Origin of the sequence: Enterobacter sp. AG326, from assembly GCF_004362415.1 — a bacterium.
In the GTDB taxonomy this organism is placed as follows: domain Bacteria; phylum Pseudomonadota; class Gammaproteobacteria; order Enterobacterales; family Enterobacteriaceae; genus Enterobacter; species Enterobacter asburiae.
This window is the reverse complement of record NZ_SNXG01000003.1, coordinates 223,405-236,718: the sequence shown is the minus strand read 5'-3', so window position 1 is coordinate 236,718 and position 13,314 is coordinate 223,405. Positions and strand designations below refer to the sequence as shown.

Below are 13,314 nucleotides of genomic sequence, written 5' to 3'. Positions count from 1 at the left end.
GGTGGGTTCAACCCACCGAAGGGTTATTACAAATCGTCGAGCAGCGTTCGGGAGAGTTTTTTTAGCGTCTCAAGCTCATCGTCATTCATCCGCATGCTGCAGCGCATCTGATCCGGCAATGCCATCACCCGTTTCTTCAGGTCTTTGGCCTTGTCGGTCAGTACAACATTTTTCATCCTTTCATCACCCACAACCGCGATACGGTTGAGGAATCCTTTTGCCTCAAGCTTTTGTACAAGCGGGGTCAATGTGCCCGAATCAAAAAACGTCTTATCGCTGAGATCGCGAAGTGGAATGTTGTCTTTCTCATAAAGCGCCATCAAAACAACGAATTGCGGATAGGTCAGATCCATCTCTTGCAGTAAGGGGCGATACTGGCGAACGAACGCATTGGTGACCGAGTACAGCGAGAAGCAAAGTAAATCGTCTAGCGTTTTGTTTTCTTTCATTTTTCTATCAACTCCGAATCGGTTGCCTAAAAAAATTATAAATAATGTTTGACTAAAAGTATCTTGCGCGCAAGTATTATACCAACAACTAAGTAGCGCACTATCTAGTTATCTCATCCGATCAAATACGCTTAAAGAGGCACTACCATGAAAACACTAACCGCCATCCTGATTTCTTCCGTCTTCGCGTCAGCCGCGGCATCCGCTCAAACCGCCAATACCCCTACCCCGACCGCAGGCGTACAGGCGTTTCTTAATGTTTTGAATTCCGGCAAGGGTAAGCCAATGGAACAGATGACCCCGCAGGAGGCCCGCCAGGTACTGATTGGCGCGCAGCAAGGCGCAAAACTGCCGCCCGCTCAGGTTTCTGAAAAAACGATCCAGGTAAATGGCCAGACGATAAAACTGAAAATAGTGAAACCTGAAAACGCCAGCGGCACGCTCCCCGCCTTTATGTTCTTTCACGGCGGCGGCTGGGTGCTGGGTGACTTCCCTACCCACGAACGTTTAATCCGCGACCTCGTTCGCGCTTCGGGTGCCGCTGCGGTTTACGTCGATTACACCCCGTCACCTGAGGCCCATTTCCCGGTGGCAATTAATCAGGCCTATGAAGCGACAAAATGGGTCGCCGAGCACGGTCAGGAAATTGGCGTTGACGGTAGCCGTCTGGGTCTGGTGGGTAACAGCGTCGGCGGCAATATGGTGGCTTCGGTGGCGCTGCAGGCCAAACAGTTCAATGGGCCAAAGATTCGCTACAACGTCATGCTCTGGCCGGTTACCGATGCGAACTTTGATACTGCCTCGTATAACCAGTTCGAAAATGGCTATTTCCTGTCGAAAAACATGATGAAATGGTTCTGGGATAACTACACCACCAGCGCTGCCGATCGCAACAATATCCTTGCCTCTCCGCTTCGCGCCAGCACCGCGCAGTTGAAAGGCTTCCCCGAGACGCTGATCCAGACGGCTGAGCTGGACGTTCTGCGGGATGAAGGTGAAGCATTCGGGCGTAAACTGGATGCGGCTGGCGTCCCGGTGACTGTCACGCGCTATAACGGCATGATCCACGACTACGGCCTGCTTAACCCGCTGAGCCAGGAGCCAACGGTTAAAGTTGCCCTTGAGCAGGCAGGTGCAGCGTTGCATGAACACCTGAAATAGCCTCGTCATTGCTTATACAGAGCACGGCCCCGGCCGTGCTTTTTTATTTCTCCTGCCTGGCCATCCATAAGCGACTCATATGACAGGCTTCATTTCCGCCAGGGCATACTGAAACGTATCCCGATGGTGTGGAAATGGATGCAGCATGTTAGCAGCTCAGGTCACTGATAATACGTATAAAGGCTGGCAGGCATCGCTTGCCCTGCAGTTTTGTCACACCCCTGAGAAAACCCTCCTGCACTCCGCCCACCACGTCGGGCCGCTTACCGTTCAGCGTCCGTTTTATCCCGAAGGGGAAACCTGCCACCTTTACCTGCTGCACCCGCCCGGCGGGATTGTGGGCGGCGATACGCTGGACATTTCCGTTCGGATGGACGCCAAAAGCCATGTGCTTATCACCATGCCCGGCGCCAGCAAGTTCTATCGCAGCAGCGGCCCGCAGGCTCGTCTGAGCCAGCATTTTTATCTCGATGAAAATTCCACGCTGGAGTGGCTGCCGCAGGACACCATTATCTTCCCCGGCGCGAATGCCGCGCTGCGCTCCGTTTTTCACCTGAAGGCCTCCAGCACGCTGCTGGCGTGGGAGCTGTACTGCCTGGGGCGCCCGGTGATCGGTGAGACATTCAGCCACGGCACGCTGGAGAGCCGCCTGGAGGTGTGGGTAGATGACGAGCCGCGCCTGATTGAGCGTCAGCATCTTAGCGACGGCGATCTCACGCCCGTCGCCGGACGTCCGTGGCTCGGCACGCTGCTGTTCTATCCGGCCAAAGAAGAACATCTCGACACGGTTCGCGAACGGCTCGCGCCGCTGGAAAATTATGCGGGTGCAACGCTCACTGACGATCTGCTGTCGGTGCGTTTTATCTCCGACGACAACCTGATTTGCCAGCGGGTGATGCGCGACATCTGGCAGTCGCTTCGCCCGCTTCTCACCACCAAAAACGCCTGTTCGCCGCGTATCTGGCAGACATAAGAGAAACGTTATGGAACTGACCCCCAGAGAAAAAGACAAGCTGTTGCTGTTCACCGCCGCGCTGGTTGCCGAACGCCGCCTTGCGCGCGGGGTAAAGCTCAATTACCCGGAATCAGTCGCGCTGATCAGCGCCTTCATTATGGAAGGCGCGCGCGATGGCGAAACCGTCGCCTCGCTGATGGAGGCGGGCCGCCACGTCCTGAGGCGCGACCAGGTCATGGAGGGCGTCCCGGAGATGATCCCGGATATTCAGGTCGAAGCCACCTTCCCGGACGGATCGAAGCTCGTCACCGTCCACAACCCGATCGTCTAAGGAGCGCGTGATGATCCCAGGTGAATACCAGATCCAGCCCGGAACGATTGCCCTCAACGTCGGGCGTGAAACCCAAAGCGTGGTTGTCGAAAATCACGGCGACAGGCCGATCCAGGTCGGATCGCACTATCACTTTTACGAGGTCAACCCGGCGCTGAAGTTCGATCGGGAAGCCACCAAAGGCTTCCGACTGAACATCCCGGCGGGCACCGCCGTGCGCTTCGAGCCCGGCCAGAAGCGGGAAGTGACGCTGGTTCAGGTCACGGGGGCGCAGCGCATTTTCGGTTTTCGCGGTGAGGTAATGGGCGAGGTGAAACATGGCTAATATTTCACGCCAGGCGTATGCCGATATGTTCGGCCCCACCACCGGAGATAAAGTGCGGCTAGCCGACAGCGAGCTGTGGATCGAAGTGGAAGACGATCTCACGGTCTACGGCGAAGAGGTCAAATTCGGCGGCGGAAAGGTGATCCGCGACGGTATGGGCCAGGGGCAGATGACCGCTGAGGGTTGCGTGGATCTGGTTCTCACCAACGCGCTGATCGTCGATCACTGGGGGATCGTAAAAGCCGATATCGGCGTCAAGAACGGGCGGATCTTCGCCGTTGGCAAAGCCGGCAACCCGGACATTCAGCCCGGCGTGACGATCCCGATTGGCGCGGCAACGGAAGTGATTGCCGCCGAGGGGAAGATCGTCACCGCTGGCGGGATCGACACCCACATCCACTGGATCTGCCCGCAGCAGGCGGAAGAGGCGCTGGTCTCCGGCGTCACCACCATGATCGGCGGCGGCACCGGACCGGCGGCGGGCACCAACGCCACCACCTGCACGCCGGGGCCGTGGTATATCGCCCGCATGCTGCAGGCTGCCGATACGCTGCCGGTGAATATCGGCCTGCTCGGCAAGGGTAACGGCTCCAACCCGGACGCCCTGTGCGAGCAGATTGCCGCCGGCGCGATCGGGCTGAAGATCCACGAAGACTGGGGCGCGACGCCTGCGGCGATCAACTGCTCGCTGGAAGTCGCGGAAGAAATGGATATTCAGGTGGCGCTGCACAGCGACACGCTGAACGAGTCCGGTTTTGTCGAAGACACGCTGGCGGCTATCGCAGGGCGCACCATCCACACCTTCCACACCGAAGGCGCGGGCGGCGGCCACGCGCCGGATATCATCACCGCCTGCGCGCACCCGAATATTCTGCCCTCTTCTACCAATCCGACCTTGCCCTACACGGTGAACACCATCGACGAGCATCTCGACATGCTGATGGTTTGCCATCACCTCGATCCGGATATCGCCGAGGACGTGGCGTTTGCCGAATCCCGCATTCGTCGTGAAACCATCGCCGCGGAAGACGTGCTGCACGACATCGGCGCGTTCTCGCTCACCTCGTCAGATTCGCAGGCCATGGGCCGCGTCGGGGAAGTCATTATCCGCACCTGGCAGGTGGCGCACCGCATGAAGGTCCAGCGCGGCGCGCTGCCGGAAGAGACCGGCGATAACGATAACTTCCGCGTGAAGCGCTATGTCGCCAAATACACCATTAACCCGGCGCTCACCCACGGCATCGCCCACGAAGTCGGTTCGATTGAGGCGGGCAAGCTGGCGGATCTGGTGGTCTGGTCTCCTGCGTTCTTTGGCGTCAAACCCGCCACCATCGTCAAGGGCGGGATGATCGCCTGTGCGCCAATGGGCGATATCAACGCCTCGATCCCCACGCCGCAGCCGGTGCATTACCGCCCGATGTTTGGCGCGCTGGGCGCCGCGCGCCACGCCACCCGGCTGACGTTTATCTCGCAGGCCGCCAGTGCGAACGGCATCCCGCAGCAGCTCAACCTGCAGAGCGCCACCGCGGTGGTGAAAGGCTGCCGAACGGTGAAAAAGGCGGACATGATCCACAACGGCCTGCAGCCAAATATCACCGTCGACTCACAAACCTACGAGGTGCGCGTCGACGGTGAACTGATAACCAGCGAACCGGCTGACGTTCTGCCGATGGCGCAACGCTATTTCCTGTTTTGAGGAGTGATGATGATCTATTTAACCCAACGCCTGGACCATGCGCATCCGATTACCGCCAGCGTCACGCTGCCGATTGACGTGCGGGTGAAAAGCCGCGCCCGCGTATCGCTGAACGACGGCCGCGAAGCCGGGCTGATGCTGCCGCGCGGCCTGCTGCTGCGCGGGGGCGACCTGCTGACTACCGACGACGGCAGCGAGGTCATCGAAGTGATCGCCGCCCCGGAGTCAGTTTCCGTGGTGCGCTGCGCCAATCCGTTCCTGCTCGCCCGCGCCTGCTACCACCTGGGCAACCGCCACGTACCGCTGCAAATCATGCCCGGCGAGCTGCGCTATCACCACGACCACGTTCTCGACGACATGCTGCGCCAGTTCGGGCTGGAAGTGGCCTACGCCAGCCTGCCGTTTGAACCGGAAGCGGGCGCTTACACCAGCGATGCCCACAGCCACAGCCATTCTCACGCTCATTCACATTAAGGATCCATCATGCGCAAGTATTTACCGCTGTTACTGCTGGCTTTTTCCGTTCCCGCGCTCGCGCATCCCGGCCACGGCACCGACAGCTTTCAGGCCGGTTTTCTCCACCCGCTGACCGGGCTCGATCACCTGCTGATGCTCACCGGTGCGGGCGTGCTCTCGGCGCTGAGCGGCCGCAAACTCCTGCTGCCGTTTGCCACCCTCGGGATGATGCTTGTCGGCGCCATTGCGGGCAGCCTGCTCGGCGGCTTCAGCGGCATGGAGATGCTGATTATCGCCTCGCTGGCGGTATCCGGCGTGATGATGTTTAAAACTGAAAACCGCCTGCTGCTGGCGGTGCCTGCCCTGGCGATGTTCCACGGCTGGGCGCACGGCGTGGAGATGTCCGGCCACAGCTTCTGGCTCTTCACCAGCGGCTTTATGCTCGCCAGCGCCACGGTGCTGTGCGCCAGCTTTGCCGCGGGGCTGCTGCTGCGCCGTCACGACGGCCTGCGTAAAACCTTCGGCGGCGGGCTGATTGTCTCCGCCCTGCTGGCGCTGATGAGCTGATGGAGCACGCCCGCCAGAGGCTGCGCCTGATGCAGCTCTCCAGCAGCAGCCTGCCGGTCGGGTCGTTTACCTGGTCGCAGGGGCTGGAGTGGGCCGTTGAGGCAGGCTGGGTCACCGACGCCGACGCGTTCAAACGCTGGCAAATCCACCAGATGGAGCAGAGCTTTTTCTGCGTCGACCTGCCGCTGTTTATCCGTCTTTATCAGGCCTGTGAGCAACGCGATCTTACCTATGTAAAACGCTGGACGGCATACCTTCTCGCCTGCCGGGAAACGCGCGAGCTGCGCGAAGAGGAGCGCAACCGTGGGGCGGCGTTTACGCGGCTGATTAAGAGCTGGGAACCTGACTGTCCGCCCGAATGGCTGCCGCTGTTTATGCAAAGCCAGCTCTGCGGCATGGCCTGGCTCGGCGTGCGCTGGGGCATTAGCGCGCGCGAGCTGGCGCTCAGCCTCGGCTATAGCTGGATGGAAAGCGCGGTCATGGCGGGCGTCAAGCTGGTGCCGTTTGGGCAACAGGCCGCGCAGCAGCTGATTATCGACCTGAGCGACCATTACGCCGCCGGACTTGAACAGGCATTTTTGCGTTGCGACGACGCGCTGGGGGCAGCAACGCCGCTGTCCGCCATCGCCTCCGCGCGCCACGAAACCCAATATTCACGACTATTCCGTTCCTGAGGAGTCAACATGGCTGATTACAAACATCCCCTGCGCGTGGGCGTGGGCGGCCCGGTAGGGTCGGGCAAAACCGCGCTGCTGGAAGCGCTCTGCAAGGCGATGCGCGATACCTACCATCTTGCGGTGGTGACCAACGATATCTACACCAAAGAGGATCAGCGCATCCTGACCGAGGCAGGCGCGCTGGAGCCGGAGCGCATCGTGGGCGTAGAGACGGGAGGCTGCCCGCATACCGCCATTCGTGAAGATGCCTCGATGAACCTGGCGGCGGTAGAGGCGCTAAGCGAGAAGTTCGGCAATCTGGATCTGATCTTCGTTGAAAGCGGCGGCGATAACCTGAGCGCGACGTTTAGCCCGGAGCTGGCGGATCTGACCATCTACGTGATCGACGTGGCCGAAGGGGAAAAAATTCCGCGCAAGGGCGGGCCGGGGATCACCAAATCCGATTTTCTGGTGATCAATAAAACCGACCTCGCGCCGTACGTCGGTGCGTCGCTGGAGGTGATGGAGCGCGACACTAACCGCATGCGCGGCGATCGTCCGTGGACGTTTACCAACCTGAAGGCGGGTGACGGGTTAGCGACAATTATTGCGTTTCTGGAAGAGAAAGGGATGCTGCGGGTGTAATCAAACGATCCCCTCTCCCTTTGGGAGAGGGTTAGGGTGAGGGATTACGCCTCCGGCAGTTCCGCCAGCGGCCAGCGCGGACGCACGGACACGCTCAGGTCGGACGTAGCGCCCGCGTTCAGGCGCACCATTCCGGCGTAAGCGATCATCGCGCCGTTGTCGGTACAAAATTCCGGACGGGCATAGAACACTTCCCCGCGACGCTTTTGCATCATCTCGGCGAGCTTCGCGCGCAGCGTGCGGTTGGCGCTGACGCCGCCGGCCATCACCAGACGCTTAAAGCCGGTCTGATCCAGCGCGCGCTTGCACTTGATCATCAGGGTGTCCACCACCGCATCTTCGAACGCACGGGCAATATCGGCGCGGGTCTGTTCGCTGTCATCGTTATTGCGAATCGTATTCGCCGCGAAGGTTTTCAGCCCGGAGAAGCTGAAATCCAGCCCTGGACGGTCGGTCATCGGACGCGGGAAGACAAAGCGCCCTTCCGTTCCCTGCGACGCCATTTTCGACAGCATCGGGCCGCCAGGATAATCCAGACCCAGCAGCTTGGCGGTTTTGTCGAAGGCTTCACCGGCGGCATCGTCGATCGACTCGCCCAGCAGCTCATACTTGCCAATGCCCGTTACGCTAATCAGCTGCGTATGGCCGCCGGAGACCAGCAGCGCCACAAACGGGAATTCAGGCGGATTCTCTTCCAGCATCGGTGCCAGAAGGTGCCCTTCCATATGGTGAACCGGGATCGCCGGCACATCCCACGCAAACGCCAGCGAACGGCCAACCGTTGCGCCAACCAGCAGCGCGCCGACCAGGCCCGGGCCCGCGGTATACGCCACGGCGTCGATATCGTTTGAACTCAACCCGGCCTCTTTCAGCGCCGCCTGAATCAGGGGAACCGTTTTACGCACGTGGTCACGAGAGGCCAGTTCAGGTACGACGCCGCCGTAGTCAGCGTGCAATTTCACCTGACTATACAGCTGGTTGGCCAGAAGCCCTTTTTCGTCGTCGTAAATGGCGATGCCGGTTTCATCGCAGGATGTTTCAATACCCAGTACACGCATGACTTGTTTTACCTCGTTTCAATACCGCGCAGTGTAGAGCCTGGGCGGGTTGATGTAAAACTTTGTTCGCCCCAGGAAGAAGGCTCGTGTATACTCCTCACCCTTATTAAAGTCCCTTTCAAAATCGCATCGGTGCTTTACAAAGCAGCAGCATTTGCAGTAAAATTCCGCACCATTTTGAAATAAGCTGGCGTTGATGCCAGCGGCAAACCGAATTTATTAAAGGTGAGAGTTACATGCCGGTAATTAAAGTACGTGAAAACGAGCCGTTCGACGTAGCACTGCGTCGCTTCAAACGTTCATGCGAGAAAGCAGGTGTTCTGGCTGAAGTTCGTCGTCGTGAGTTTTATGAAAAACCAACGACCGAACGTAAGCGCGCTAAAGCTTCCGCTGTGAAACGTCACGCGAAGAAACTGGCTCGCGAAAACGCACGCCGTACTCGTCTGTACTAATTGGTTGAGGGCCTCAGCCCTCAATTGACAGACAGAGTAATAGTCGTAAGGCCGTGCTTCCGGAAGGAATGCGCGGCTTGTTTTCGTTTATAAGTCGCTTAAAATTTTGGGGCATATGGCCGGAAGAATCCCACGCGTTTTCATCAATGACCTGCTTGCCAGAACCGACATCGTCGATCTCATCGACGCGCGGGTAAAGCTAAAAAAGCAGGGCAAGAACTACCATGCGTGCTGTCCGTTCCATAATGAAAAAACCCCCTCCTTCACCGTAAACGGTGAAAAGCAGTTCTACCATTGCTTCGGCTGTGGCGCACACGGTAATGCCGTCGATTTTTTGATGAATTACGACAAGCTCGAGTTCGTTGAAACCGTCGAAGAGCTGGCGGCGATGCATAACCTTGAAGTGCCGTATGAAGCAGGCAGTGGGCCAAGTCAGATCGAGCGCCATCAACGGCAAACGCTGTATCAACTGATGGATGGCCTGAATTCGTTTTACCAACAGTCTCTTAAGCAATCTGCGGCTGAGCCTGCGCGTCAGTATCTGAATAAGCGCGGACTGAGCGACGATGTCATTGCGCGTTTCGCTATTGGTTACGCCCCGCCCGGCTGGGACAACGTGTTAAAGCGTTTTGGCGGCAATAGCGAAGATCGTAAGTCTCTCATCGATGCAGGCATGCTGGTCACCAACGACCAGGGACGAAGCTACGACCGCTTCCGCGAACGGGTAATGTTCCCGATCCGCGACAAGCGTGGCCGGGTAATTGGTTTTGGTGGTCGCGTGCTGGGTGATGCCCTGCCGAAATACCTCAACTCCCCGGAAACCGATATTTTCCATAAGGGCCGCCAGCTGTACGGTCTTTATGAGGCGCAGCAGAATAATGCGGAACCTCCGCGTCTTCTGGTCGTCGAAGGCTATATGGACGTCGTGGCCCTGGCGCAGTACGACATCAACTACGCGGTTGCGTCGTTAGGGACGTCCACCACCGCCGATCATATTCAACTGCTGTTCCGGGTGACCAACAACGTCATCTGCTGTTACGACGGTGATCGCGCAGGACGCGACGCCGCCTGGCGCGCGCTGGAAACCGCGCTGCCGTATATGACCGACGGGCGTCAGCTACGCTTTATGTTTCTGCCCGACGGCGAAGACCCGGATACGCTGGTGCGTAAAGAGGGCAAAGCGGCGTTTGAAGCGCGGATGGAGCAGGCTCAGCCGCTCTCCACGTTTTTGTTTAACAGCCTGATGCCGCAGGTCGATTTGAGTACCCCTGACGGGCGCGCGCAGCTCAGTACGCTGGCGCTGCCGTTAATCAGCCAGGTGCCCGGCGAAACGCTGCGCATCTATCTGCGTCAGGAGTTAGGCAACAAGCTCGGCATTCTGGATGACAGCCAGCTTGAACGTTTAATGCCAAAACAGGCTGAAAACGGTGCGGTTCGCCCCGCGCCTCAGCTAAAACGCACAACCATGCGTATACTGATAGGGTTGCTGGTCCAAAACCCCGAGCTCGCACCGCAGGTGCCGTCGCTGGCGGGTTTAAACCACGAAAAATTGCCCGGGCTTGGCTTATTTTCAGAACTGGTCAACACGTGTTTGTCTCAGCCAGGTCTGACCACCGGACAACTTTTAGAGCATTATCGCGGCACAAAAGAGGCCGCTACCCTTGAAAAATTGTCGATGTGGGACGATATAGCAGATAAGGACATTGCAGAAAAAACGTTCACCGACTCACTCAACCATATGTTTGATTCGATGCTTGAGCTGCGCCAGGAAGAGTTGATAGCTCGCGAGCGCACACACGGTTTAAGCAGCGAAGAACGCCGGGAGCTCTGGATGATTAACCAGGAACTGGCGAAGAAATAAAAAATTTAACGGCTTAAGTGCCGAATATCGATCGGGAAGCCCCCGGCAGCCGCACTGAGAGGCAGCGGCAAAAATATAAGTACGCCCTCGCTTTAAAGGTTGGCAGCCCCATCGCCGACACCAATCAAACGAATTAAGTGTGGATACCGTCTTATGGAGCAAAACCCGCAGTCACAGCTGAAACTTCTTGTCCAACGTGGTAAGGAGCAAGGCTATCTGACCTATGCCGAGGTCAATGACCATCTGCCGGAAGATATCGTCGATTCAGATCAAATCGAAGATATCATCCAAATGATCAATGACATGGGCATTCAGGTGATGGAAGAAGCACCGGATGCCGATGATCTGTTGCTGGCTGAAACCTCCAACAACACTGACGAAGATGCGGAAGAAGCTGCTGCACAGGTACTGTCCAGCGTGGAATCTGAAATCGGGCGTACCACTGACCCGGTCCGCATGTACATGCGCGAAATGGGTACCGTTGAACTGTTGACCCGCGAAGGCGAAATTGACATCGCAAAACGCATCGAAGACGGGATCAACCAGGTTCAGTGCTCTGTCGCCGAGTACCCGGAAGCGATCACCTATCTGCTGGAGCAGTACGATCGCGTTGAAGCGGAAGAAGCGCGCCTGTCTGACCTGATCACCGGTTTTGTCGACCCGAACGCCGAAGAAGATATGGCGCCTACCGCCACTCACGTCGGTTCTGAACTGTCTCAGGAAGAGATGGATGATGACGAAGACGAAGATGAGGAAGAGAGCGACGACGACACCGCGGACGATGACAACAGCATCGACCCGGAGCTGGCGCGTGAGAAGTTTGCCGAGCTGCGTACCCAGTACGAAGTGACGCGTGACACCATCAAAGCGAAAGGCCGCAGCCATGCCGCCGCACAGGAAGAGATCCTGAAGCTGTCTGAAGTATTCAAACAGTTCCGCCTGGTGCCAAAACAGTTCGACTACCTGGTAAACAGCATGCGCGTGATGATGGATCGCGTACGTACCCAGGAACGCATCATCATGAAGCTGTGCGTTGAGCAGTGCAAAATGCCGAAGAAGAACTTCATCACCCTCTTCACCGGCAACGAAACCAGCGAAACCTGGTTCAACGCGGCTATCGCGATGAACAAGCCGTGGTCTGAAAAACTGCACGACGTGAAGGACGATGTGCATCGCGGCCTGCAGAAACTGCATCAGATTGAAGAAGAGACCGGCCTGACCATCGAGCAGGTTAAAGACATCAACCGTCGTATGTCCATCGGTGAAGCGAAAGCCCGCCGTGCGAAGAAAGAGATGGTTGAAGCGAACTTGCGTCTGGTTATCTCTATCGCCAAGAAATACACCAACCGTGGTCTGCAGTTCCTGGATCTGATTCAGGAAGGCAACATCGGTCTGATGAAAGCGGTAGATAAGTTTGAATACCGTCGTGGTTACAAGTTCTCCACCTACGCAACCTGGTGGATCCGTCAGGCTATCACCCGCTCTATCGCGGATCAGGCGCGCACCATCCGTATTCCGGTGCATATGATTGAGACCATCAACAAGCTCAACCGTATCTCCCGCCAGATGCTGCAGGAGATGGGCCGCGAGCCGACGCCGGAAGAGCTGGCCGAGCGCATGCTGATGCCGGAAGACAAGATCCGTAAAGTGCTGAAGATCGCCAAAGAGCCAATCTCCATGGAAACACCAATCGGTGATGATGAAGATTCGCATCTGGGTGATTTCATCGAGGATACCACCCTCGAGCTGCCGCTGGACTCTGCCACCACTGAGAGCCTGCGCGCTGCGACGCACGACGTTCTGGCTGGCCTGACCGCCCGTGAAGCAAAAGTCCTGCGCATGCGTTTCGGTATTGATATGAACACCGACCACACGCTGGAAGAAGTGGGTAAACAGTTCGACGTTACCCGCGAACGTATCCGTCAGATCGAAGCGAAGGCGCTGCGCAAGCTGCGTCATCCAAGCCGCTCTGAAGTGCTGCGTAGCTTCCTGGACGATTAATCGGTCCTGACAGTGAAAAAGCTCCCAATCGGGAGCTTTTTTTTTGTTTATTCCCTCTCCCTGTGGGAGAGGGTCAGGGTGAGGGCATCAGGCCGCAGAGGATTACAGCCCCCGCACCATAAGCGCCTCATCCAGCTCCCGATACGCCTCAACCAGCTTATCCAGCGTCGCCCTGTTGAGCCCGCTCGGGTTCGGCAGCACCCACACCTGCGTAACGCCAATCATGATGCTCTGCTTGCCCCACTGCGTTCCGCGCTGGCTAAACGCCTGCTCGTAGGCCTGCTTGCCGAGGATCGCCAGCGCGGCCGGCTGATAATCCTCTATCTTCTTGATCAGCTCCCGCCCGCCGCTGCGCAGCTCATGCAGGTTGACCTCGCTCGCCTGTACCGTAGGCCGCTCGACCAGCATGGTGATCCCGCAGCGCGTGTCCAGCAGATGCTGTTCCTCTTCGGGCTTAAGTAGCCTGTCGGTAAACCCGGCCTGGTAGATCACCTTCCAGAAGCGATTACCCGGATGGGCAAAGTGAAAACCGGTGTGCGCCGAGGACTTACCCGGGTTGATTCCGCAGAACACCACCCGCAGGCCAGGGGCCAGAATATCGTTGATCATCTTTACTCCCGCTCGATACATCGTCAGGGAAGTATAAAGGATTGATTATGCGTTGTTTATAAAAACAGCAGGCAGGTGTGAATGGCTGGATT

The 13,314-nt window shown here is 57.8% G+C and carries 14 protein-coding genes and 1 pseudogene; 12 read left to right on the top strand and 3 right to left on the bottom strand.

Annotated elements, in window-relative coordinates; translation table 11 throughout:
- Positions 1-26: 26 nt before the first annotated feature.
- Complete coding sequence (locus DFO52_RS12600; protein WP_133550495.1) at positions 27-449, bottom strand: MarR family transcriptional regulator; 423 nt, start codon at positions 447-449, stop codon at positions 27-29.
- Between the two features lie 147 nt (positions 450-596).
- Between DFO52_RS12600 and DFO52_RS12595 the strand changes: the two genes are divergently transcribed.
- The 9 genes from DFO52_RS12595 to ureG all read left to right on the top strand — a co-directional run bounded on the left by DFO52_RS12595 (position 597) and on the right by ureG (position 7,241).
- Complete coding sequence (locus DFO52_RS12595; protein ID WP_133550494.1) at positions 597-1,610, top strand: alpha/beta hydrolase; 1,014 nt, start codon at positions 597-599, stop codon at positions 1,608-1,610.
- Positions 1,611-1,755: 145 nt separating this feature from the next.
- Positions 1,756-2,583 (top strand): urease accessory protein UreD, encoded by an 828-nt coding sequence (locus DFO52_RS12590; RefSeq protein ID WP_133550493.1) that lies wholly within the window; start codon positions 1,756-1,758, stop codon positions 2,581-2,583.
- Positions 2,584-2,593: 10 nt separating this feature from the next.
- A complete protein-coding gene (locus DFO52_RS12585; RefSeq protein ID WP_006811999.1) occupies positions 2,594-2,896 on the top strand; it encodes an urease subunit gamma in 303 nt (100 codons plus the stop codon).
- A 10-nt stretch (positions 2,897-2,906) separates the two neighbouring features.
- Entirely contained in the window at positions 2,907-3,221 is a 315-nt protein-coding gene (locus tag DFO52_RS12580; protein WP_133550492.1) for an urease subunit beta, read from the top strand.
- On the top strand, positions 3,214-4,917 hold the full coding sequence (gene ureC, locus DFO52_RS12575; protein WP_133550491.1) for an urease subunit alpha: 1,704 nt from the start codon (positions 3,214-3,216) through the stop codon (positions 4,915-4,917). Before DFO52_RS12580 ends, ureC begins: the two co-directional genes overlap by 8 nt.
- Positions 4,918-4,926: 9 nt before the next feature.
- Positions 4,927-5,391 carry an urease accessory protein UreE gene (gene ureE, locus DFO52_RS12570; RefSeq protein ID WP_133550638.1) on the top strand — a complete coding sequence of 155 codons (465 nt, stop codon included), beginning with the start codon at positions 4,927-4,929 and terminating at the stop codon, positions 5,389-5,391.
- A 9-nt stretch (positions 5,392-5,400) separates the two neighbouring features.
- On the top strand, positions 5,401-5,940 hold the full coding sequence (locus DFO52_RS12565; protein ID WP_029741751.1) for a HupE/UreJ family protein: 540 nt from the start codon (positions 5,401-5,403) through the stop codon (positions 5,938-5,940).
- Positions 5,940-6,614, top strand: coding sequence for an urease accessory protein UreF (locus tag DFO52_RS12560; protein ID WP_133550490.1), 675 nt, complete (start codon positions 5,940-5,942; stop codon positions 6,612-6,614). The genes DFO52_RS12565 and DFO52_RS12560 overlap by 1 nt, the downstream gene beginning before the upstream one ends.
- Before the next feature lie 9 nt (positions 6,615-6,623).
- A complete protein-coding gene (gene ureG, locus DFO52_RS12555; protein WP_023333456.1) occupies positions 6,624-7,241 on the top strand; it encodes an urease accessory protein UreG in 618 nt (205 codons plus the stop codon).
- Positions 7,242-7,285: 44 nt separating this feature from the next.
- On the opposite strand, the gene tsaD is transcribed toward ureG, so the two are convergent.
- Positions 7,286-8,299, bottom strand: a complete 1,014-nt coding sequence (gene tsaD, locus DFO52_RS12550) for a tRNA (adenosine(37)-N6)-threonylcarbamoyltransferase complex transferase subunit TsaD (RefSeq protein WP_029741753.1) — start codon at positions 8,297-8,299, stop codon at positions 7,286-7,288.
- 236 nt (positions 8,300-8,535) lie between these two features.
- Between tsaD and rpsU the strand changes: the two genes are divergently transcribed.
- The 3 genes and pseudogenes from rpsU to rpoD all read left to right on the top strand — a co-directional run bounded on the left by rpsU (position 8,536) and on the right by rpoD (position 12,613).
- Complete coding sequence (rpsU, locus tag DFO52_RS12545; protein ID WP_001144069.1) at positions 8,536-8,751, top strand: 30S ribosomal protein S21; 216 nt, start codon at positions 8,536-8,538, stop codon at positions 8,749-8,751.
- 115 nt (positions 8,752-8,866) lie between these two features.
- Positions 8,867-10,670: pseudogene (gene dnaG, locus DFO52_RS12540) on the top strand (DNA primase).
- A gap of 95 nt (positions 10,671-10,765) precedes the next feature.
- On the top strand, positions 10,766-12,613 hold the full coding sequence (gene rpoD / locus DFO52_RS12535) for an RNA polymerase sigma factor RpoD (protein WP_023309228.1): 1,848 nt from the start codon (positions 10,766-10,768) through the stop codon (positions 12,611-12,613).
- A gap of 102 nt (positions 12,614-12,715) precedes the next feature.
- Here rpoD and mug read toward each other — a convergent pair whose 3' ends face one another.
- Positions 12,716-13,222, bottom strand: a complete 507-nt coding sequence (gene mug / locus DFO52_RS12530; protein ID WP_029741755.1) for a G/U mismatch-specific DNA glycosylase — start codon at positions 13,220-13,222, stop codon at positions 12,716-12,718.
- Between the last annotated feature and the right edge of the window lie 92 nt (positions 13,223-13,314).

Bases quoted from the DNA above. Each gene is read 5' to 3' on its own strand.
- ureC (WP_133550491.1), top strand. From the start codon at position 3,214: ATGGCTAATATTTCACGCCAGGCGTATGCCGATATGTTCGGCCCCACC.
- rpoD (WP_023309228.1), top strand. From the start codon at position 10,766: ATGGAGCAAAACCCGCAGTCACAGCTGAAACTTCTTGTCCAACGTGGT.
- DFO52_RS12580 (WP_133550492.1), top strand. From the start codon at position 2,907: ATGATCCCAGGTGAATACCAGATCCAGCCCGGAACGATTGCCCTCAAC.
- tsaD (WP_029741753.1), bottom strand. From the start codon at position 8,299: ATGCGTGTACTGGGTATTGAAACATCCTGCGATGAAACCGGCATCGCC.
- DFO52_RS12600 (WP_133550495.1), bottom strand. From the start codon at position 449: ATGAAAGAAAACAAAACGCTAGACGATTTACTTTGCTTCTCGCTGTAC.
- ureG (WP_023333456.1), top strand. From the start codon at position 6,624: ATGGCTGATTACAAACATCCCCTGCGCGTGGGCGTGGGCGGCCCGGTA.
- DFO52_RS12595 (WP_133550494.1), top strand. From the start codon at position 597: ATGAAAACACTAACCGCCATCCTGATTTCTTCCGTCTTCGCGTCAGCC.
- rpsU (WP_001144069.1), top strand. From the start codon at position 8,536: ATGCCGGTAATTAAAGTACGTGAAAACGAGCCGTTCGACGTAGCACTG.
- ureE (WP_133550638.1), top strand. From the start codon at position 4,927: ATGATCTATTTAACCCAACGCCTGGACCATGCGCATCCGATTACCGCC.
- DFO52_RS12565 (WP_029741751.1), top strand. From the start codon at position 5,401: ATGCGCAAGTATTTACCGCTGTTACTGCTGGCTTTTTCCGTTCCCGCG.
- DFO52_RS12585 (WP_006811999.1), top strand. From the start codon at position 2,594: ATGGAACTGACCCCCAGAGAAAAAGACAAGCTGTTGCTGTTCACCGCC.
- DFO52_RS12590 (WP_133550493.1), top strand. From the start codon at position 1,756: ATGTTAGCAGCTCAGGTCACTGATAATACGTATAAAGGCTGGCAGGCA.
- mug (WP_029741755.1), bottom strand. From the start codon at position 13,222: ATGATCAACGATATTCTGGCCCCTGGCCTGCGGGTGGTGTTCTGCGGA.
- DFO52_RS12560 (WP_133550490.1), top strand. From the start codon at position 5,940: ATGGAGCACGCCCGCCAGAGGCTGCGCCTGATGCAGCTCTCCAGCAGC.